24 protein-coding genes are annotated in these 21667 nt (G+C 45.9%); all 24 read left to right on the top strand.

The annotated features are described in order from the left end of the window. Nucleotides 1-9 precede the first annotated feature (9 nt). Nucleotides 10-1128 carry a non-hydrolyzing UDP-N-acetylglucosamine 2-epimerase gene (gene wecB, locus H605_RS0106305; RefSeq protein ID WP_029053450.1) on the top strand — a complete coding sequence of 373 codons (1119 nt, stop codon included), beginning with the start codon at nt 10-12 and terminating at the stop codon, nt 1126-1128. Between the two features lie 923 nt (nt 1129-2051). Then, the gene (locus tag H605_RS0106295; RefSeq protein ID WP_029053449.1) at nt 2052-2420 is read left to right on the top strand and encodes an ATP synthase subunit I; all 369 of its coding nucleotides are present in this window, start codon (nt 2052-2054) and stop codon (nt 2418-2420) included. A gap of 32 nt (nt 2421-2452) precedes the next feature. Then, nucleotides 2453-3163 carry a F0F1 ATP synthase subunit A gene (gene atpB, locus H605_RS0106290; protein WP_029053448.1) on the top strand — a complete coding sequence of 237 codons (711 nt, stop codon included), beginning with the start codon at nt 2453-2455 and terminating at the stop codon, nt 3161-3163. Between the two features lie 61 nt (nt 3164-3224). Continuing rightward, nucleotides 3225-3437: a F0F1 ATP synthase subunit C gene (atpE, locus tag H605_RS0106285; RefSeq protein WP_029053447.1), complete on the top strand. Its 213-nt coding sequence runs from the start codon at nt 3225-3227 to the stop codon at nt 3435-3437. 148 nt (nt 3438-3585) lie between these two features. Then, nucleotides 3586-4137, top strand: a complete 552-nt coding sequence (gene atpF / locus H605_RS0106280; RefSeq protein WP_029053446.1) for a F0F1 ATP synthase subunit B — start codon at nt 3586-3588, stop codon at nt 4135-4137. Beyond that, on the top strand, nt 4134-4670 hold the full coding sequence (locus H605_RS0106275; RefSeq protein WP_029053445.1) for a F0F1 ATP synthase subunit delta: 537 nt from the start codon (nt 4134-4136) through the stop codon (nt 4668-4670). The genes atpF and H605_RS0106275 overlap by 4 nt, the downstream gene beginning before the upstream one ends. A 24-nt stretch (nt 4671-4694) precedes the next feature. Beyond that, nucleotides 4695-6206: a F0F1 ATP synthase subunit alpha gene (gene atpA, locus H605_RS0106270; protein WP_029053444.1), complete on the top strand. Its 1512-nt coding sequence runs from the start codon at nt 4695-4697 to the stop codon at nt 6204-6206. Between the two features lie 43 nt (nt 6207-6249). Further along, nucleotides 6250-7107, top strand: coding sequence for an ATP synthase F1 subunit gamma (atpG, locus tag H605_RS0106265; protein WP_029053443.1), 858 nt, complete (start codon nt 6250-6252; stop codon nt 7105-7107). Nucleotides 7108-7140: 33 nt separating this feature from the next. Then, nucleotides 7141-8556 carry a F0F1 ATP synthase subunit beta gene (gene atpD, locus H605_RS0106260; protein ID WP_029053442.1) on the top strand — a complete coding sequence of 472 codons (1416 nt, stop codon included), beginning with the start codon at nt 7141-7143 and terminating at the stop codon, nt 8554-8556. 24 nt (nt 8557-8580) lie between these two features. Continuing rightward, nucleotides 8581-8985 (top strand): F0F1 ATP synthase subunit epsilon, encoded by a 405-nt coding sequence (locus H605_RS0106255; protein WP_029053441.1) that lies wholly within the window; start codon nt 8581-8583, stop codon nt 8983-8985. Between the two features lie 77 nt (nt 8986-9062). After that, nucleotides 9063-9296 carry a DUF1146 family protein gene (locus tag H605_RS0106250; protein WP_029053440.1) on the top strand — a complete coding sequence of 78 codons (234 nt, stop codon included), beginning with the start codon at nt 9063-9065 and terminating at the stop codon, nt 9294-9296. 580 nt (nt 9297-9876) lie between these two features. Beyond that, nucleotides 9877-11172 (top strand): UDP-N-acetylglucosamine 1-carboxyvinyltransferase, encoded by a 1296-nt coding sequence (murA, locus tag H605_RS0106245; protein ID WP_029053439.1) that lies wholly within the window; start codon nt 9877-9879, stop codon nt 11170-11172. Between the two features lie 206 nt (nt 11173-11378). Then, entirely contained in the window at nt 11379-12206 is an 828-nt protein-coding gene (gene spoIID / locus H605_RS0106240; protein ID WP_248681202.1) for a stage II sporulation protein D, read from the top strand. Nucleotides 12207-12236: 30 nt separating this feature from the next. Further along, a complete protein-coding gene (locus H605_RS0106235; RefSeq protein ID WP_029053437.1) occupies nt 12237-12893 on the top strand; it encodes a M23 family metallopeptidase in 657 nt (218 codons plus the stop codon). 109 nt (nt 12894-13002) lie between these two features. Further along, nucleotides 13003-13275 carry a sporulation transcriptional regulator SpoIIID gene (locus H605_RS0106230; RefSeq protein ID WP_029053436.1) on the top strand — a complete coding sequence of 91 codons (273 nt, stop codon included), beginning with the start codon at nt 13003-13005 and terminating at the stop codon, nt 13273-13275. A gap of 1228 nt (nt 13276-14503) precedes the next feature. Further along, nucleotides 14504-15997, top strand: a complete 1494-nt coding sequence (gene glpK / locus H605_RS0106225) for a glycerol kinase GlpK (protein ID WP_029053435.1) — start codon at nt 14504-14506, stop codon at nt 15995-15997. 142 nt (nt 15998-16139) lie between these two features. Further along, nucleotides 16140-17141, top strand: a complete 1002-nt coding sequence (mreB, locus tag H605_RS0106220) for a rod shape-determining protein (protein ID WP_029053434.1) — start codon at nt 16140-16142, stop codon at nt 17139-17141. 74 nt (nt 17142-17215) lie between these two features. After that, complete coding sequence (locus H605_RS0106215; protein WP_029053433.1) at nt 17216-18040, top strand: flagellar hook-basal body protein; 825 nt, start codon at nt 17216-17218, stop codon at nt 18038-18040. 40 nt (nt 18041-18080) lie between these two features. Continuing rightward, complete coding sequence (locus tag H605_RS0106210) at nt 18081-18914, top strand: flagellar hook-basal body protein (protein ID WP_029053432.1); 834 nt, start codon at nt 18081-18083, stop codon at nt 18912-18914. 23 nt (nt 18915-18937) lie between these two features. Further along, nucleotides 18938-19540 carry a DNA-directed RNA polymerase subunit beta gene (locus H605_RS19375; RefSeq protein ID WP_232321196.1) on the top strand — a complete coding sequence of 201 codons (603 nt, stop codon included), beginning with the start codon at nt 18938-18940 and terminating at the stop codon, nt 19538-19540. A gap of 53 nt (nt 19541-19593) precedes the next feature. Then, nucleotides 19594-20028, top strand: coding sequence for a 3-hydroxyacyl-ACP dehydratase FabZ (fabZ, locus tag H605_RS0106200; protein WP_029053430.1), 435 nt, complete (start codon nt 19594-19596; stop codon nt 20026-20028). A gap of 84 nt (nt 20029-20112) precedes the next feature. Then, entirely contained in the window at nt 20113-20508 is a 396-nt protein-coding gene (locus tag H605_RS0106195) for a hypothetical protein (protein ID WP_029053429.1), read from the top strand. 90 nt (nt 20509-20598) lie between these two features. Beyond that, nucleotides 20599-21003, top strand: coding sequence for a hypothetical protein (locus H605_RS0106190; RefSeq protein WP_029053428.1), 405 nt, complete (start codon nt 20599-20601; stop codon nt 21001-21003). A 186-nt stretch (nt 21004-21189) separates the two neighbouring features. Next, nucleotides 21190-21667 (top strand): hypothetical protein (locus H605_RS18850; RefSeq protein WP_155979478.1); only part of this gene is annotated, 478 nt, incomplete at its 3' end.

The following is a 21667-nucleotide window of genomic DNA, read 5'->3' as shown; positions in this document are numbered from 1 at the left end:
GATCATTCATTGACTAAGAAATGGAAAGTGATGACGATTTTCGGCACGAGACCGGAAGCTATTAAAATGGCGCCTCTCGTTCTCGAGCTCGAAAAGCATCCGGATGAAATCGAGTCAATCGTCACGGTCACTGCCCAGCATCGTCAAATGCTTGACCAAGTGCTGGAAACATTTAGCATTACACCAGACTATGATTTAAATATCATGAAAGACCGCCAGACGCTGATCGATGTGGCAACACGCGGCCTTGAAGGTTTGGACAAAATAATGAAAGAAGCGCAACCGGATATCGTGCTCGTCCACGGTGATACATCGACGACGTTCATCGGTAGTCTAGCTGCGTTTTATAATCAAATTTCAGTAGGACACGTTGAAGCAGGGTTGCGTACATGGAATAAATATTCGCCGTACCCTGAAGAAATGAACCGCCAACTGACTGGCGTTATTGCCGACCTTCATTTCTCGCCAACTGAAAGATCAGCGCAAAATCTGATTGATGAAGGCAAAAATAAAGATCGCATCTACATCACAGGCAACACGGCAATCGACGCATTGCAAACGACGGTAGATCCGGATTATCATCATCCGATATTTGATACGCTTGGAGACGACCGTTTAGTTCTATTGACTGCACACCGACGTGAAAACCTTGGCGAACCAATGCGCAATATGTTCCGTGCAATTAATCGCTTGCTGGACAAACACGATGATATCCAAGTAATCTATCCGGTACACATGAATCCGGCTGTACGTGAAGTGGCGGATGAATTACTAGGCGACAATGACCGAATTCATCTGATCGAGCCGCTCGAAGTACTGGATTTCCATAACTTCGCAGCGCGTTCCCACATCATCCTCACAGACTCGGGCGGTATCCAAGAAGAAGCACCATCCCTTGGAAAACCTGTCATCGTTCTGCGGGACACAACCGAACGCCCGGAAGGTATCGATGCAGGAACATTGCGCTTAGCAGGAACTGAAGAAGAAAACATCTTCCAACTATCCGACGCGCTCCTATCCGACAATGCCGAGTACGAAAAAATGTCCAAAGCCCACAACCCTTACGGCGACGGCCACGCATCGGCACGAATAGTAGAGTCCCTACTCAAATATTTACATTCACTATAAGAACCAAAACAGCAGAGAACTTACATCTGCTGTTTTTTCTGTTTGCAAATAAAGTTGTTAAAAGAAGAGAGGGGAGGGGGTGTGGCTTGATCCTCCCGGAGTCGCCCCAGCTTACGCTTCAATCCTACTTACAAAGTGATGTAATCAGTTACCTTCAACTTCCAACTAAAACACAAGCCTAACTTCAATGAACAACAAATGGTAGCCTCCACTCAGATTGTAAAGGATTGGTGCGTAGGAGGGGCGACTCCCGATGGATCAGCCCGATCAGGTGAGACAACCAAAAGAGAGCGAGAGCCGTAACGAAGGACGGCTTTTGCGAGTAAAAGCGAAGCGTTAGGAGCACATCTTTGCACTAGCGACCTGGTTGGCTCACCGCGGGCCCATGGGAAAGCGTCCCCTCCGAAGCGCCAATCTCTACCCCAACAGCACGTCAGCCTCTCCAGTATTAAACCAACGACACTTAGAACAATTTAATCTGAAAACACGAACAATTCCATGCTCGAAATCATGATAAAACCACCATATAAATCCAGAAAACAAATATGTCGAATGTTTGACAAAGAGAACACATTGTGAATTAAATCACTTGAATCAATTGACATAAAAAACCCTCTATTGTATGCTAACAAAGGGTAAGATTGATAAGGAACTCATACATAAATTGAGTACAGAAATCATGTTTCGTAGGTTTCAAGTCTTCACTCGGAAGCGCCAAACCCTAACTCTTTGTCGACGTCGCGCATAGCAACGTCACCTGGTGGACGGAACAGGCGATTCACTTACAATTTCCAGATTCCTTTGCAAGGAATCTATGTCGTTGAAAAAGATCAAAACGACAAAGACTCAAGACTCGACATAAGTCGGGAATTACTGAACACTTCAGACGCTGTAATCCAAAATACGAATTGGGAGAATCGACAATGCAAAGTATGCAGGAAATTTTTAAACAGCAAAAGAAGAGTCTCTTTTTTTTGCTTGCATTGTTCGTGCTCGGTTGGTTCTTCTTGGACTACCGGACAATCTTCGCTGGGCTCATCTTAGGTTCACTTTTCGGTATGTATAACTTTTGGATTCTCGTTCGACGGATGGAACGGTTTGACCGGTCTATCGATGAAGGGAAGCGAGCGAAGTCATTAGGTATGGGCTTACGTTTTGCATCAGGTGTAGGGGCTACGGCCGTTGCACTCGTTATGCCGGAGGAGTTCGATCTGATCAGCACGGTAATCGGGTTAATGATACCCTATGCATTGCTGTTTACTGGTCATCTGCTGTTCCATTGGAAGCAATGACACTTTACTAGCAAGGGGAGGTGAACAAAAACGTGAATCATGAAAATCCACAGTTTATTTTATTCGGAATCGGGTTTAACCCATCGAATATACTGATGTTATTTGTAACGTGTCTGATTGTCTTCCTGATTGCAGTTGCATCTACGCGGCGGCTTCAAATGAAACCTACGGGTATGCAAAACTTCATGGAGTGGGTCATGGACTTTGTTAAAGGCATCATCAAAAATAACATGGACTGGAAAACGGGAGGCCGCTTCCACGTACTAGGCATCACTTTAATCATGTTTGTCTTCGTTGCAAATATGATTGGACTTCCATTCGCAATCGTATGGGATGACCAACTTTGGTGGAAATCACCGACAGCCGATCCAGTTATCACGTTAACCCTCGCTGCTACAGTTGTTGCGTTAACGCATTACTATGGTGTGAAACAGCTCGGAATGGGCAAGTACTTGAAAACATACTTCCAGCCAATTCCATTCCTAGCACCACTGAAGATCATTGAGGAATTCGCAAACACGTTGACACTCGGTCTTCGTCTTTACGGTAACATTTTCGCAGGTGAAATCTTGATTGGTTTACTTGCAACATTGGGTGCTTCAAGCATCTTCGGTCTTGCCGGAGCTGTTATACCAGCACTTGCATGGCTCGGATTCTCGGTATTTATCGGGGCGATCCAAGCATTTATCTTCGTTATGTTAACGATGGTCTATATGGCTCACAAGGTCAGCACAGATCACTAAACATATATTTACCCTGTAATCAGGGAACCAAACTACAAAGAATATTAGGAGGAAATACAAAATGGGTTTATTAGCAGCAGCTATTGCAGTTGGTCTAGGTGCACTTGGTGCAGGTATCGGTAACGGTTTAATCGTTTCTAAGACAGTTGAAGGGATCGCACGTCAACCAGAAGCACGTGGCGTTCTACAAACAACAATGTTCATTGGTGTTGCATTGGTTGAGGCACTTCCAATCATCGCAACTGTTATTGCGTTTATCGTAATGAACAAATAATATTTGCGTTATATGGCGAAGCATGCAGTATAGGTCTTCGCCATTGCTTTATGTCAATAAATAAACAATCTACAGAGTCTGAATGAATAAAGTGTTCCAATTAGAGTAAGAAACAAAAGAGTCATGAGCTCTTGAAGGGAGTGAAACAATCGTGTTGGATACCTTCGTCCTCTTATCAGCAAACGCTGACGCAGGATTTTTAGCTAGTTTAAACCAACGTCTAAATTTAGGCGACATTATCGTCACTGTAGTATTTTTCACGATTCTCATGGTACTTCTAAAGAAGTTTGCATGGGGTCCGTTAATGGGCGTGATGGATCAACGAGCGAAGTTAATCGCTACGGAGATCGAACAAGCCGAAGCAAGTCGTCAAGAATCTGCAAAGCTTCTTGAAGAGCAACGTGCTCTATTAAAAGAAGCACGCGAAAGCGCACAATCTATCGTAGAGAATGCGAAGAAACAAGGTGACACTCAACGTGAAGAGCTGATTATGGCTGCACGCGCTGAAGCTAACCGTATGAAAGAATCTGCAACTCTCGAAATCGCTACTGAAAAAGAGAAAGCAGTTGCAGCAGTTCGCGAAGAATTCGTATCTCTTTCTATCTTGGCTGCGTCTAAGGTTCTTGGGAAAGAAATTTCTGAGGAAGATAACCGCGCATTGATCGAAGAAACGATTGTGAAGGCAGGCGAAGGGCGATGAGCCAATCGGTAATCGCAAAACGTTATGCCGTTGCATTGTTTGAAGCAGCACAGGAAAAGCAACAAACGCTTTCCGTGCAAACAGATCTAAAAGAAATGAAAAAAGTATTCGCTGGAGACAAGCAGTTTGGTGAGCTATTAATTTCACCAAAGTTCTCTACAGAGAAGAAAAAAGAATTGATTGGGCAATTTTTCAATGGAGCAAACCAACTTGTATTGAACACACTATATGTGTTGCTCGATGCAGGCCGTATTGAAGAAATAGGCAATCTAATCGAAGACTTCCAGGAACTCGCTAACGAGGCTTCTGGAGTTGCCGAAGCGAAAGTCTACTCTACACGTTTGCTTTCTGAAGAAGAAAGTACTGCGATCTCTACTGCCTTTGCGCACAAAGTAGGGAAACAATCATTGCATATCGAAAACATTATTGATCCAAGCTTGATCGGTGGCATTCGCCTCCAGATCGGCAACCAAATTTACGACAGTAGTGTCAGTGCAAAGCTGGCGCGTCTGGAACGTCAATTAATCAATTAATTTGAATTAAGAGGGGTGACATACATGGGCATCAAAGCTGAGGAAATTAGCGGTCTGATCAAACAACAGATCGAAAATTATCAGTCTGAAATGGAAGTAAGTGAAACAGGTACTGTAATCCGTGTAGGTGACGGTATCGCACTTGCTCATGGCCTCGACAATGTCATGGCGGGGGAACTACTTGAGTTCTCTACCGGCGTAATGGGTCTGGCACAAAACTTGGAAGCGAACAACGTAGGTATCGTTATCCTTGGGCCATACACAGACATTAAAGAAGGCGATGAAGTTCGTCGTACAGGCCGTATTATGGAAGTACCAGTCGGAGAAGAATTGATTGGACGTGTAGTCAATTCACTTGGACAACCAGTTGATGGACTAGGTCCAATCAACACAACAAAAACTCGTCCTATCGAAAGCCCTGCACAAGGGGTTATGGCGCGTAAATCAGTTCACGAACCATTGCAAACAGGAATCAAAGCGATTGACGCTCTTGTTCCGATCGGCCGTGGACAACGTGAATTAATCATCGGTGACCGTCAAACAGGTAAAACGACTGTTGCAATTGACGCAATCCTAAACCAAGCTGACCAAGACATGATCTGTATCTATGTTGCTATCGGTCAAAAAGAATCTACTGTTCGTGGAGTAGTTGAAACTCTACGTAAAAACGGTGCACTCGATTACACAATCGTTGTCACTGCTTCTGCATCAAGCCCGTCGCCAATGCTATTCTTGGCACCATACACAGGTATTTCGATGGCAGAAGAATTCATGTTCGACGGCAAGCACGTACTAATCGTTTATGATGATCTATCTAAACAAGCAGCAGCTTACCGTGAACTGTCCTTGCTACTTCGTCGTCCTCCGGGTCGTGAAGCATATCCAGGGGATGTCTTCTATCTACACAGCCGCCTACTTGAGCGTGCTGCAAAGTTGAATGACGAACTAGGAGCAGGTTCTATTACAGCATTGCCGTTCGTTGAGACACAAGCTGGAGATATCTCTGCTTATATCCCAACAAACGTAATTTCTATTACAGACGGACAAATCTTCTTGCAGTCTGACCTATTCTTCTCAGGTGTACGTCCAGCGATCAACGCCGGTCTTTCCGTATCCCGTGTTGGTGGATCAGCGCAAATTAAAGCAATGAAGAAAGTTGCGGGTACACTTCGTTTGGACTTGGCAGCATTCCGTGAACTAGAAGCATTCTCACAATTCGGTTCGGATCTAGATCCATCTACAAGAGCGAAACTGGACCGCGGTCACCGCACAGTTGAAATCTTGAAGCAGGACTTGAACAAGCCGTTGAAAGTCGAATACCAAGTAATCAGTCTATATGCACTGACACGCGGTTACCTCGACGATATTCCAGTAAGAGACGTATTGCGTTTTGAAAGTGAAATCACTAGCTGGTTAGAATCTAACCATACGGAAGTGTATGATCACATCCGTACAACAAAAGATCTTCCAGCTGATGACGTAATGAGCGCAGCGTTTAACGAATTCAAGAAAAACTTTGTGACTTCTGAAGCTTAATTTTTCCTTGAACTGATCTTAAAATAAAGGTGGTGAATAGCCAGTGGCGTCCTTACGCGAGATAGAAAGCCGTATTGCTTCAACAAAAAAGACGAGTCAAATCACGAGAGCGATGCAAATGGTATCTGCTTCCAAACTGAACCGTGCTGAAATGAATGCGAAGAAATTCGTACCATACATGGATAAAGTTGAAGAAGTGGTTGGTGCCATTGCAGCCGTAACGAAAGATTCCGGACATCCTTTATTAACTGCACGTCCCGTAAAGAAGTCTGCGTACATCGTAGTTACTTCAGACCGTGGACTAGTTGGTGGATATAACGCGCACATTTTCCGTGCAGTTACCCGTGCAATCGAACAACGCCATAAATCGAAAGATGAAGTGGTCATTATCGCGATCGGTCGTAAAGGCTATGAATTCTTCGACCGTCTGGGTTACCAGATTGAAGAAAGCCTAATCGGACTTTCGGATCACCCTCGTTTTGAAGAAGTAAAAGATATCGCGAATCGGGCTGTTGGCATGTTCACAGAAGGCGTATATGATGAAGTGTTCTTGTATTACAACCACTTCATCTCCGCCATCTCCAACGAAGCAACTGAACGTAAATTGCTTCCACTCACAGATATTTCATCTGTATCAGCTTCATCATCTTATGAGTTCGAGCCTTCAGCAGAAGCGATTCTCGAAACACTTCTCCCACAATACACGGAGAGCCTCATTTATGGAGCGGTACTCGATGGAAAAGCGAGCGAACATGCTTCCAGTATGACAGCGATGAAGACGGCGACAGACAATGCGTCTGACCTAATTGATTCGTTAACACTACAATTTAACCGCGCTCGTCAAGCAGCGATCACTCAGGAAATCACTGAAATCGTAGCCGGCGTAGCAGCACTCGAATAATAGATTTGAAACAGTAAGACAGGAGGGAAAAGCATGAGTAATGGACATATTCTTCAAGTTATGGGTCCAGTTGTCGACGTAAAGTTTGAAAACGGACAACTTCCAGCGATCTATAACGCATTGAAGGTTAATATCGATCGTTCCAACGGAGTGGTTGAAGTATTGACTTTAGAAGTAGCACTTCACCTTGGTGATGATGCAGTTCGTACGATTGCGATGTCCTCGACAGATGGTCTGAAACGCGGTACGTCAGTTATTAATACAGGCGCACCAATTTCTGTTCCAGTCGGCGACGTTACACTCGGACGTGTATTTAACGTACTAGGTGAGGAAATTGATCTGCGTGAGCCAGTTCCTGCTGATTCACAACGTGACCCAATTCACCGTTCTGCACCAACATTCGAATTCCTTTCTACAGAGGTAGAAATTCTTGAAACTGGAATTAAAGTAGTTGACTTGCTTGCACCATACATCAAGGGTGGTAAAATCGGACTCTTCGGTGGTGCTGGAGTTGGTAAAACAGTTCTAATTCAGGAATTAATCAACAACATCGCACAAGAACACGGAGGTATTTCCGTATTTGCTGGTGTTGGAGAGCGTACTCGTGAAGGAAACGACTTGTACTTTGAAATGACGGATTCAGGCGTTATCAAGAAAACGGCAATGGTATTCGGTCAGATGAACGAGCCACCAGGCGCACGTATGCGTGTAGCACTTTCTGGCTTGACTATGGCTGAGTATTTCCGTGATGAGCAAGGACAAGACGTTCTATTGTTCATCGATAACATTTTCCGCTTTACACAAGCAGGTTCTGAAGTTTCTGCACTACTTGGACGTATGCCTTCTGCGGTTGGTTACCAGCCGACATTGGCTACAGAAATGGGTCAGTTACAAGAGCGAATCACTTCTACAAATAAAGGATCAGTTACATCGATCCAAGCAATCTACGTACCAGCGGATGACTATACGGATCCAGCTCCGGCAACAACTTTCGCTCACTTAGATGCAACTACGAACTTGGAGCGTAAACTTTCAGAGATGGGTATCTACCCAGCTGTTGACCCACTAGCTTCTTCTTCACGTGCATTGAGTGCAGAAATTGTTGGACCGGAACACTACCGTGTAGCTCGTGAAGTACAAACCACTCTTCAACGATACCGTGAATTGCAAGATATCATCGCAATCCTAGGTATGGACGAGTTGGATGAAGATGACAAGCAGGTTGTTGACCGCGCTCGTCGTATCCAGTTCTTCTTGTCACAAAACTTCCACGTTGCTGAGCAGTTTACAGGACAAAAAGGTTCTTACGTTCCAGTTCCTGAAACAATCAAAGGCTTTGCTGAAATTCTTGAAGGTAAGTACGATCACTTGCCAGAAGATGCATTCCGTTTAGTTGGACGTATCGAAGAAGTTATCGCAAAAGCAAAAGCTATGGGTGTAGAAGTCTAAGAAAAGGGACCAGGAGGGAAAAAAATGAGTAAAATCAAAGTGAATATCGTCACTCCCGACGGCCCTGTTGTTGAAATGGATGCGAACATGGTGATTGCAGTTACCGAAGCTGGTGAGATCGGGGTTCTACCCGGTCACATCGCGATGGTCGCGCCGCTTCAAATTGGTGCACTTCGCCTAAAGACAGATGGCAAAACAGAAACAGTCGCAGTCCACGGAGGCTTCATCGAGGTCCGTCCTGAAGTTGTCACTGTATTGGCACAGAGTGCGGAACTGGCTGAGTCCATTGATATCGCACGTGCAAAGAAAGCTGCTGAAAAAGCTGAACAAGATCTTCAGAAAAAAACTGATGACCTTTCCAAGAACTTAGCAGAGCTTGATTTAAAACGTGCAATTAACCGCATGCAAGTGTATGAACAACGTATTTAATCTATAATTGAAATGGGCCGACAGACAACCTCTGTCTGCCCATTTTCTCTATATCCAAGAAAAAAGGAGTGGAAACTATGGACAGCATGTTAGGAAGCAATCCACTACTCGCAATCGTATCGCACATCTTCTTCATCGGCATCAGCTTCTACGCACTACAAGCGATCTTGCCAGAGAACATCATACGAAAAAATCGCGTATTCCAAACACAACTTTTGTTTATTTTGCTAAGTATTGCTATCGGATCCACCGTATCAAAATTCTTTTTAGACATATCCTATTGGTCAGGAAGATGGGCAACTTGGTTTTGATTTCCTTCAGCTGAAGCTCTACCAGTACGACCAGTGGAAATCAGAACTCTAGCTGAAAGAAATTAAAACAAGATGGTCATGATGTGGTGAGGTTTTGTCACTTGAACTTGTAAAAGTTTAAGGAATTCACTGATTGTCAACAACATATAGTTAAGGTCGTAACGGAAGAAGGGGACGACTCGAGAAAGCGTCCAACGGCTGAAGTGGAAATCAGAAACACGTGGCAATGTAGACTTTCCATGTAGCAACTTTGTAATATTCCTGTAATGAAAATATCTCTTATTGCGTGTAAAATGTAGGATTACCGGGTAATAACGGTAATGTGGCTATAAATGAACGGTCAAATGCAATCACTTTGTGTCAGATCATCACATATACTACACCACGCAAGAAATAACGCAAAACTGCGCCGGAAGGTACTTGTTTAGCAATGTTTTACAAGGTACAATAGTATATGTTTTATATTTTAAATTTGAATTTGACTTTAACAAATGATCCGCAACACCAATGAAAATGTTTATAGACGATTATTGATAATAGGCTGTGGGTGAAGGATAAATTGGACTCGGAGGGGCTACTGGTGGAAAAAATTATTATTAACGGCGGACGGACTTTGCAAGGGAACGTACGTGTAGAAGGTGCGAAGAACGCGGTATTACCGATCTTGGCTGCTGCTTTATTAGCATCTGAAGGAGTGAATGTCATACGTGACGTTCCAAATCTATCAGATGTACGGACGATTAATGAAGTGCTTAAAAGTTTAAACGCAAAAATCACGCATGATCCGGAAAAAGGGGAAGTCATCGTAGATTCACGTGGAAGACTAGCAGATGAAGCACAATTTGAATTTGTACGTAAAATGCGCGCATCCATTTTAGTAATGGGACCGTTACTAGCGCGAAACGGATTCGCGCGTATCGCATTGCCGGGCGGTTGTGCTATAGGTTCAAGACCAATTGACCAACATTTGAAAGGCTTCGAGGCAATGGGAGCAGAAATTTCATTTGGACATGGTCATGTCGAAGCGAAAGTAGATGGCCGATTAAAAGGTGCGAAAATCTACTTGGATTTCCCGAGCGTAGGCGCAACAGAAAATATTATGACGGCTGCTGCTCTCGCTGAAGGTACAACGATCATCGAGAACGCTGCCAAAGAACCTGAAATCGTCGACTTGGCGAATTTCATCAATGAAATGGGCGGTAAAGTCGTAGGTGCAGGTACGGATAATATTCGTATTGAAGGTGTACAGACAATGTATGCATCGATTCATCATATTATTCCGGATCGTATCGAAGCTGGAACATTCATGGTAGCTGCTGCTATCACGGGTGGAGATGTTACAATCGACAACGCAGTACCTGAACATTCTACAGCACTAATTTCCAAATTAACGGAAATGGGTGTAGAAATCACACCATTGGATGAAGGGATTCGCGTTACAGCGAAGCATCCACTAAAGGCAGTCGATTTGAAGACGATGCCGCATCCAGGTTTCCCGACAGATATGCAATCACAAATGATGGCATTGATGTTAACAGCTACCGGTATCGGTGTGTTAACGGAAACTGTATTTGAAAATCGCTTTATGCACGTTGAAGAATTCCGCCGTATGAACGCGGATGTGAAGATCGAAGGACGTTCTGTTATTGTTTCAGGACCTTCAAAAATCCAAGGTGCGGAAGTCGCAGCCACAGACTTGCGTGCTGCTGCATCACTCATCCTAGCCGGACTCGTAGCAGAAGGCGTTACACGTGTGACTGAATTAATTCACTTAGATCGCGGTTATGTGGACTTCGATAAAAAGCTCAAAGCTCTAGGCGCAGATATAACACGTGTTTCAACTGAACAAGAAGTTACAGAATCTCAATTAGTATAATAATCGAAACCATGGACAGTTCGCTGTTCATGGTTTTTTCATTTGATACAATGAATACGCAATCTCCACATAACATATAGTCTAGTATGTACAAAAAACTACTCCTTTTATTCATCATTCTCACATTATTTTTTATTCCTATCCTTGTAAGACAAGCGCCAGAATTCAAACTGGTAGACCAACGAGAGGAGAAGTACTGCGATGCGATGATCACGGTCGTAGGTGTGGACGAGCCGATTCCGTTAGAAGAGTATGTCGTCGGAGTGGTAGCGGGTGAGATGCCTGCTGATTTTCATCCCGAAGCATTGAAAGCTCAAGTAATTGCTGCCCGCACATATGCCGCAAGAAACACAGACAAAGGAATGAAGCCGATTGCGAAAGACGTCTCTGCTCAAGTGTACCGCACAGAATCCGAACGTAAAGAGCGTTGGGGCAAGTCGTTCAAAGACAATGAAAAGAAAGTACGCAAAGCAGCCGAAGATACGAAAGGCCAAATTATTGTGTACGGGGAAGAAATCATATCGGCCATGTTTTTCTCTACATCTAATGGCAAAACAGAAGCTGCGCAAAACTTTAGCGGCAATCCGGTCGAGTATTTACAGAGCGTTGAAAGTCCAGGAGAAGAAGATGTTGCACCAACTGTAGAGCGCAAGCAAGAACTAACATTGACTGAATGGAATCGTAAACTCGGTTTCAACTGGGATGCCAATCAATTTCGTGAACTGAAGCTCGTCCGCAATCAAACCGGACGTGTCCAGAAAATTATGTCTGGACAATATGAAACGAGTGGGCGACAAATTCGTGAAAAACTTCATTTGGCCTCTACCGATTTCAATATTGCGTATGATGTCAACAATCAAATCGTCCATATTACGACCGTTGGCTACGGCCATGGAGTCGGGATGAGTCAATACGGCGCGGAAGCTTTCGCCCAAAAAGGATGGACCGCAGATCAAATTCTGTCGCACTATTATACAGGTACAAAAATCCAAGAAATAAATTTACCTGAAGATCGATGTTTAAAATCCTCGTAACTTGCAAAGAATGCAAGTGAGGTGATGAACATGCGAGAAGAAAAACCAAAGGCCCCTTCTCAGGAGAACAAGAAAACGAAGAACGGCTGGTTCTGGCCTGCCATTTATACGAGCGTAGCGCTTTTATTCATCGGCATGGTATGGGGATACACCGCATTGACGACGGAAGATTCTGTCCCGTCTGAAGTGGCAAAAGTAGAACAGCCAAAAGAAAACGGCACGGTAGAAACAAACGCAACAAAAGAAACACTGAAGTATCCATTCGATGAAGCAAAAGTAGATCAAGTCGCCATCTTACAAGAATTTTATGATGCAGAAGCAGACGAAGCAGTGCGTGAGAAAGCACTACTCGTATTCAACCAGACATACGTCACCAGCAAAGGACTATCTCTATCGATGGATGGAGAACCATTCGAAGCTGTTGCGGCAATGAGTGGAACAGTCGAAGAGGTCATCGTGGATTCATTCAAAGGCACGGAAATTAGATTGAAACACGCTGATGGTAAGACAACAGTCTACGGTTCATTGACAGGCGTAGTCGTGAAAGAAGGCGACACGGTCCAACAAGGACAAGTGCTAGCCACAACGACTCAGAATGAATGGAACCCCGAAGCAGGCGTCCACTTGCAATTCGAAATCCAGCAAGATGGAGTGTCCGTAAACCCACACGATTTCCTAGCGTTTTAATACGTAGCACCCAAGCCATTCCAGCCCCCGGAATGGCTTTTTTCATATGTTGACACTTGTTCGCATACACTACATTAGTCAAAGGAGTGAATAGAGAAAGGAAGAGGGCGTGCACGAGCAAATTAGAAAACGCTGCGTACGACTGGGCAAGCTACTGATCGAGACCAACTTGACAGTGCGCGCGCTAGCCACTGCGACCGGCTACTCCAAAAGCACGGTCCACAAAGACTTAACCGAACGATTACCAAATGTAGACCCATGCTTGTCACGGAAAGTCGCAGAAATACTGGCCTACCACAAATCCATCCGCCACCTGCGCGGAGGAGAAGCCACCCGCCAAAAATGGAAAAATGAAACCGAAGCACAAAAAGCAGATGCCTAGCCACACTGAAAATGAAGCAGTAAGGTACTGTACCCATACAAGCAGCCTGAAAATGTGAAAAGCTATCCAGAGGAATGTATCTGGATAGCTTTTGTTTGATTGAGTGTGATGGGGCTGGAGTGGAGCGGACTGGGCCGGGCCGCTCAATGTTGGGTGATATCCGCTCTATGTGGGGCCGCGAGCGCTCTATGTGCTTGCTAAACCGCTCTATGTCGCGCGCTATCCGCTCTATCTAACTCCGCGAGCGCTCTATGTGTCAGCTCAAGCGCTCAATCGCTCGCGCTATCATGCCCTAAGCGTGTTCGCGGGTGCTTAGTGTGTTGTCTAAACCGATCTATAGCGCGCGCAATCTCGCTCAATGTGCTGGCTTCACCGCTCTATGTCCCGCGCTATCCGCTCTATACAACTCCGCGAGCGCTCTATGTGTCAGTTCAATCGCTCAATCGCTCGCGTCATCATGCCCTAAGCGTGTCCGCGAGTGCTTAGTGTGTTGGCTAAACCGATCTATAGCGCGCGCAATCTCGCTCAATGTGCTGGCTTAAGCGCTCTATGTCCCACGCTATCCGCTCAATGCCTGTCCGCAATCGCTCAATGTGTTGGCTTAACCGCTCTATGTCCCGCGCAATCCGCTCTATCTAACTCCGCGAGCGCTCTATGTGTCAGCTCAAGCGCTCAATCGCTCGCGCTATCATGCCCTAAGCGTGTCCGCGAGTGCTTAGTGTGTTGTCTAAACCGATCTATAGCGCGCGCAATCTCGCTCAATGTGCTGGCTTCACCGCTCTATGTCCTGCGCTATCCGCTCTATCCCCGTCCGCAATCGCTCAATGTCCTGCGCTATCCGCTCTATCCAACTCCGCGAGCGCTCTATATGTCAGTTCAAGCGCTCAATCGCTCGCGCTATCATGCCCTAAGCGTGTCCGCGAATGCTTAGTGTGTTGGCTAAAGCGCTCTATAGCTCGCGCAATCTCGCTCAATGTCCTGGCTTAACCACTCTATGTCCCGCGCCATCCGCTCTATCTAACTCCGCGAGCGCTCTATGTCAGCTTAAGCGCTCAATCGCTCGCGCTAACCGCTCAATGCCCCACGCTAACCGCTCAATACAAACCCCGCAACCGCTCTATGTATCAGCTCATCCGCTCAATCGCCCGAACACCCCCCTCAACCCCTCAACAAACCCCCAAAAACATGTATAATAGACACCAAACATCACCAACAGGAGGAATGAATCATGACGAAAAAGTATATCCTAGCGCTCGATCAAGGTACCACGAGCTCACGTGCGATCCTATTTGATAAAAAAGGTAATATCTTTCACACAGCGCAACAGGAATTCACGCAGTACTTTCCGAAGCCTGGATGGGTGGAGCACAATGCGGATGAAATTTGGAGCTCGGTTCTTTCTGTTATCGCAGCTGTCATTTCTGAAAAAAATATCGCCGCCACGCAAATTGAAGCGATCGGCATCACCAATCAACGCGAAACGACGGTCGTCTGGGATAAGCATACGGGTAATCCGGTTTACCATGCGATCGTTTGGCAATCCCGCCAGACAGCTGACATTTGTGAAGAATTAAAAGCAGCTGGACATAATGATGTATTCCGTAATAAAACGGGCTTACTAATCGATTCGTATTTTTCAGGAACAAAAGTGAAATGGATTTTAGACAACGTAGAAGGCGCGCGTGAAAAAGCCGACAACGGTGATTTGCTATTTGGCACAATCGATACGTGGATTATTTGGAAACTGTCAGGCGGTGAAGCGCATGTTACGGACTACTCCAATGCATCGCGCACGCTCATGTACAATATTCACGACCTGCAGTGGGATGAAGAGTTGCTGCATATATTAGATGTTCCCAAGACGATGTTGCCGACTGTCTGCCAGTCCTCCGAAGTTTACACACACACCGACACCAAGCACTTTTTCGGCCACAATGCACCGATCGCGGGTATCGCAGGTGACCAGCAGGCGGCTTTATTCGGCCAGGCATGCTTCGAAAGTGGTATGGTGAAAAACACGTACGGCACCGGTTGCTTCATGCTGATGAATACTGGGGAGAAAGCAGTGACGTCTGAAAACGGTCTATTGACGACCATCGCGTGGGGAATCGATGGGAAAGTGGAATACGCACTCGAAGGCAGTATTTTTGTCGCGGGTTCCGCCATTCAATGGTTGCGTGACGGAATGCGTATGTTCCGTAAAGCGTCTGAAAGTGAAAGTTATGCTAAGCGGGTCAAATCGACTGATGGTGTCTATGTTGTACCGGCATTCGTCGGGCTCGGCACACCGTACTGGGACAGCGATGTCAAAGGCGCGGTATTCGGCTTGACTCGGGGTACGACGAAAGAACATTTCGTGCGTGCTACCATTGAATCACTCGCTTACCAGACGAAAGACGTTCTCGACGCAATGGAAGCGGACTCCGGGATTTCATTGAAAACGTTACGGGTTGATGGGGGAGTAGTGGACAATAATTTTCTCATGCAATTTCAGGCAGATTTACTCAACGTGCCAGTCGAGCGTTCGACGATCAATGAAACGACAGCTCTCGGCGCGGCGTATCTTGCGGGTCTGGCGGTAGGTTTTTGGAAGGATCGCAATGAAATCGCGGAGTATTGGCGTCTCGACCGACCTTTTGAGCCCAATATGGAAGAAGCGGTACGCGAAGAACTCTACAAAGGGTGGCAAAAAGCCATTCATGCAACGATTGCCTTTAAATAATTCACTAGCCGTCGCTAACTTGCTGGCGGCTTTTAGTTTTGCCGACCCCTATCGAAAAATGCCAAATAAAGTAGAAATATGATATAATGAACAGCTAAGAGTGTAATCAGACAGGACGTATGGGGAAGGAGTCGAGGTCACCATGTTTTCGAAAGATATTGGAATAGACTTAGGTACCGCCAATGTATTGATATATGTGAAAGACAACGGTCTCATCATCAATGAGCCGGCTGTCATTGCGATCGATAAGCGTACGGATGAACCTGTGGCTTTTGGTGAAGAGGCGTATCAAATGATGGGTCGAGCACCAGAACATATCCAGATCGTACATCCAATGAAATCTGGGAACATTGCGGAGTTCGAAATGACCCGTGTGTTGATCAGACACTTCCTCGAAAAAGCGCTAGGAAAAAGCCTGCGTATCAAACCTCATATTACGGTATGCTGTAAAGCGGATACGACGCGAGTGGAAAAAAACGTGATCCGACAAGTACTGATGGGTGCGGGAGCCAAACAAGTTGTTATGGAAGAAGAATCAAAAGTGGCGGCGATTGGTGCAGGTATTGATATATCCAAGCCTTCAGGCAATATGATAGTCGATCTGGGTGCAGGCACGACAGACGCATCCGTGCTTTCGATGGGGGAAATCGTATCGTTTAAAAAAACGAATATCGGCGGCCTTCATTTCGATCAATGTATTATTCAACATATACGTAAAAAACATAATGTCTATATAGGTGAAAAAACGGCAGAACAAGTGAAAAAAGGCATTGGTCTTGTGCTCATGAGTGGAGAAAAACCGAACGCAATGAACGTGCACGGTAGTGACCTTGCGACGGGCATTCCGAAAACGATTGAAGTGACAGCGGAAGAGATTCATCAGGCATTGCAACTACCGATTGGTAAAATCGTAGAGACGACAAGAGATGCACTGGAAGGCACACCGCCCGAGCTCGCTGCGGATATTGCACAGCGCGGCATCATTTTAATCGGTGGCGGTGCATGGCTACCAGGAATTGATACCTTATTAACCGAACATCTCAACGTTCCGGTTTTCATTGCAGAAAATCCACTCACTTGTATTGCAGAAGGCACCGGATCGCTCATGGACTCGATCGGTAAAACGTGGACACGCATAATTTGACCTGCCATGCAAGCTACAAGTAGTGTATACTAAAAACAACGAATATTCGACATGATGCAAAGGAGTGAAATGAAATGTTTCGTGGTTTTTACACAGTAGGATCAGGCATGATTGCACAGCAACGCCGTACGGAAATGCTATCAAATAATATCGCGAACGCCAACACGCCAGGCTATAAGGCGGAGCAGTCGACGATTCGTGCATTTCCTAACATGTTGATGTCCCGCTTGGATTCAATGCGTGTACCGACGGAAAAAGGCTTGAACTTTAAAAATCTTTCCGAAGTCGGCGAACTATCGACAGGCGTTTATATGCAGGAAACCTTGCCTTTATTCGCACAGGGACAGTTGCGTGAAACAGAACAGAAGACCGATATCGCGTTACTTGATGGACCGATGGAAGTCAATGAAGAGACAGGCGTTGCAGGGACTGTGTTTTTCACGCTAGAAGGTGAAAATGGTGGTCAATACTACACACGAAACGGTAATTTCGCTGTCAACGCAGAAGGGTACCTGACCAATCCATCCGGCTTATACGTCCTTGACGATGCAGGCAATCGGATCGAACTGACAAGTGATGATATTCGCGTGACGGATTCAGGAGCAATCTTCGCAGGGGAAACGGAAGTCGCGACGCTAGGTATTGCCTACTCTGACGCACCGGATACATTGTCTAAGCAAGATAACGGACTCTTCACAACGATCGACGGCAATGCGTTACCTACAGGGGGCACATACTCGATGCAACAAGGCTATCTTGAAGATTCCAACGTCGATGCCGCGCGCTCGATGACGGATATGCTGACAGCTTACCGTGCATTTGAAGCGAATCAAAAGGTCCTGCAAGCTTATGATCGCAGTATGGAAAAAGCGGTCAATGAAGTAGGACGGGTCAATTAATGACTACATATAGAAGCATGCAAAAAGGAAGTGACCTTTGATGATCCGCACGATGACTACAGCGACCAACACGATGAACCAGTTGCAGCAACGTCTCGATTTGATCGGCAACAACTTATCGAACGTCGGTACTCATGGATATAAATCCTCGGCAGCTACATTCCAAGAACTACTATTCCAGCAAATTCAAAATGACAAAGCAGATCAAGCCGATCGCAGGTCAGATTTTGGCATCCGTATGGGGACTGGCGCGCACCTCGGCAGCTTGCAGATGAACTGGAAAGTGGGCTCTGTACAAATAACGGACCGCCAGCTAGACTTTGCGCTAACGGAACCGAAACAACATTTTAATTTGATCCAGCCAACGGACGGCGGAGAGGAAATCATTTATTCACGTAAAGGGAATTTCTACTTGTCGCCAACTGCAAATGGCAACAATGCGCTAGTCAATGAAGAAGGACTCGCGGTGGCGGATAGCGCAGGCCGTCCAATCGTCTTTTCCGGACAAGCAACCGACTATCAAATTCGTCCGAATGGTGTATTGCAAGTGACGACACCACAAGGCACACAGGAATTTAATCTCGGTGTCACTGTCCTAGAAAAGCCTGATTCAATGGTTCAACTTTCCGCAACCAACTTTGGTTTGCCGACAGACCTAGCAGCAATCGGACTGACAGCAAATGATTTATTGACAGAAATGACAGGTGCTGGACGAAGTCAGATTGGATTGCAAAATCAAGCGCTCGAAACTTCCAACGTAGAGTATGAAAAAGAAATGGCGGATTTGATTTCGACGCAACGTGCCTATCAATTCAATGCGCGTTCCGTAACCATGGCGGACCAGATGATGGGCTTAATTAATGGCATTCGCTAACGCGTGCAATAGGAGTACTTACTATGACTGATAAAAATAAAAACTTCAAAAAAATAACAGAACCACTATCACCCGTACAACCATTTGAACCATTAAAGACTTCGGAACCAGCAGAAATGGAAGATCCGATCGAATTGACAGAAACAGATCCGGTCGTACCAACTGAAATGGACGAAGTGGCAGTTACGGTGGCAGAGCCAGAGCCACTCACAGCGGACAAAGAAATTCCAGAAGACATTGAGTCGACAACGGAGACAGAAGCGCCAGAAACAACTCCTGACGCTCCAGGTGAGGTAATAGAAGAAACACCACTAGTCGAAACAGAACCTGTCAAAAAACTACCTGCGCCAGAAGAATCCACCACGACATACTGGACAAAGATTAAATCGAAATGGTCACGCAAAGAGCGCTCTGAAAAAATCACAAAACCTGTTAGTGAAATGCGTTGGGTACAAGTGCGCTTGATACCGATCTGGTTGCGCTTGCTGATTTTCATCGTATTGCTTGTCTTAGCAGCTATAGCAGGTACAATGGTTGGATTCAGTGTAATTGGCGACGGATCAGCAGCCGATGTCTTCAAAAAAGAGACATGGCAGCATATTTTTGATATCATGAACGGTAAATAAGTACAGAAACATCTGATTTCTTCAGATCCTCTGGAATAAAGGAGACATATTTCATGCTAAATGCTCAACAAATACAAGAAATTATCCCGCATCGCTATCCATTCTTGCTCGTCGATCGCATCGAAGAACTCGAAGAAGGCAAGCGTGCAGTCGGGTTGAAAAACGTTTCAATCAATGAAGATTTCTTCAACGGCCATTTCCCGGGCTATCCGGTCATGCCGGGTGTTTTAATCGTAGAAGCACTCGCACAAGTTGGCGCAGTCGCTTTACTCAAAAAAGAAGAAAACAAAGGCCGGCTAGCATTTTTCGCAGGCATCGATAACTGCCGCTTCAAGCGCCAAGTCACACCAGGTGACACGCTACGTCTCGAAGTGGAAATTGTTCGCTTACGTGGAACAATCGGTAAAGGAAAAGCCATCGCAACCGTTGACGGCGAAGTGGCATGCGAAGCAGATATTACGTTCGCACTCGGCCCCGTCCAAGAATAATAACATCACGATGCAATACTGAATAATTGATATAATAATCATTGGAATGCCAATATGGCATACAGTGGGAGGGTACATTACAGCATGTTAAAAAAGCTTTCTCCAAATATAAAGAGCAGCATCACTCGTTCCATTTCTCAATCATTCGAACAATACATGAGTGAAATCGGCTGGTCAGCAGAAGAATATAACATCGAACAGTTTTATGCGAACTGGCGGGAATACATAACGACTAAAGCGCTTTGGTACGACAAGATTCCGGACGACGTCAAAGTAGATCCCGAGTTCCACAAAGAATTAGCAGAACGCGTGGAGGAAGTATTAATCCGCATACTCAATGATCCTCCGACCGAAGAACAGATCGCGCAAATTGAAATTTTACAACAAAATCTCGATACACATTATGATTATGGCTGTAAAGCGGAAGCTGTATACGTTCAAAACGTATTAGAAACCACATCAGGCTATCCGAATAATTAATACGAATAGTTCTCTCCTTTTCGCACAAGCTATCGATGAACATACCAATACGTATGGTTCACAGCTTGTAAAAAAGGAGGGAATTTTTTTATGATCAGAAAAGCTCTACCCGTAGTTTTCGCATCTGCACTCGTTCTGACCGCATGTAACACGAACGACGGCGCACTGCCAAACAACAATGAAACGCCCATGCAAGACGTAGAACGTGACAATACACCGAACGACAACCAGCGTATGGGTCCAAACCTCGACGGTCTTGACGACAATGATGACCGCGGCATCATGGACAACGACGGCGAGGGGATCATGGACGGTGACGGCGAGGGCATCCTGGAGGACACGCGTGAAGGTATCGAGAAAACACGCGAAGAACTCATCGATGACAACAACGAAAATCATGGTGCACGTGACGACAACAATATGGACGGCAACATGAACGGTAGCGACTCTGCTCCTGACGGCGTTTTACGCGATGGCGATCGTAAAACACGATGATTCCCACCATTATAAAAACGGCCCTGCATATTAAATGCTTGGGCCGTTTTTGTGTGTGGTTTTTTAGTGTGTGCGCTTTGTCCGGCGTGTTATTCGCTCAAACTTCATCCGCGAGCGCTCTATGTGGCACCCTAAGCGCTCTAACGCACGCGCTATCCGCTCAAAGCCCTACCGCGAGCGTTCTATGTGTCTGCTGTTCCGCTCTATGCGGCGTGTTACCCGCTCAAACTCCGCGAGCCGCTCAATACCTCCTCCCAAGCGCTCTATCACACGCGCCATCCGCTCAATGCCCTACCGCAAGTGCTCTATGTGTCTGCTGATCCGCTCAATGTTAGCGTGTATGCGCTCTATGCAGTGTGTTATCCGCTCAAACTCCGCGAGCCGCTCAATACATCCTCCCAAGCGCTCTATCGCACGCGCCATCCGCTCAATGCCAGCGTGTATGCGCTCTATGCAGCGTGGTATCCGCTCAAACTCCGCGAGCCGCTCAATACATCCTCCCAAGCGCTCTATCTCACGCGCCATCCGCTCAATGCCCTACCGCGAGCGCTCTATGTGTCTGCTGATCCGCTCAAAGCCCTACCGCGAGCGCTCTATGTATCTGCTGTTCCGCTCAATGCCAGCGTGTATGCGCTCTATGCGGCGTGGTATCCGCTCAAACTCC

The organism is Sporosarcina ureae DSM 2281, from assembly GCF_000425545.1.
GTDB lineage: Bacteria > Bacillota > Bacilli > Bacillales_A > Planococcaceae > Sporosarcina > Sporosarcina ureae.
Note: the sequence above shows the minus strand (reverse complement) of the source record. Positions and strands in the feature narration are given on the sequence as shown.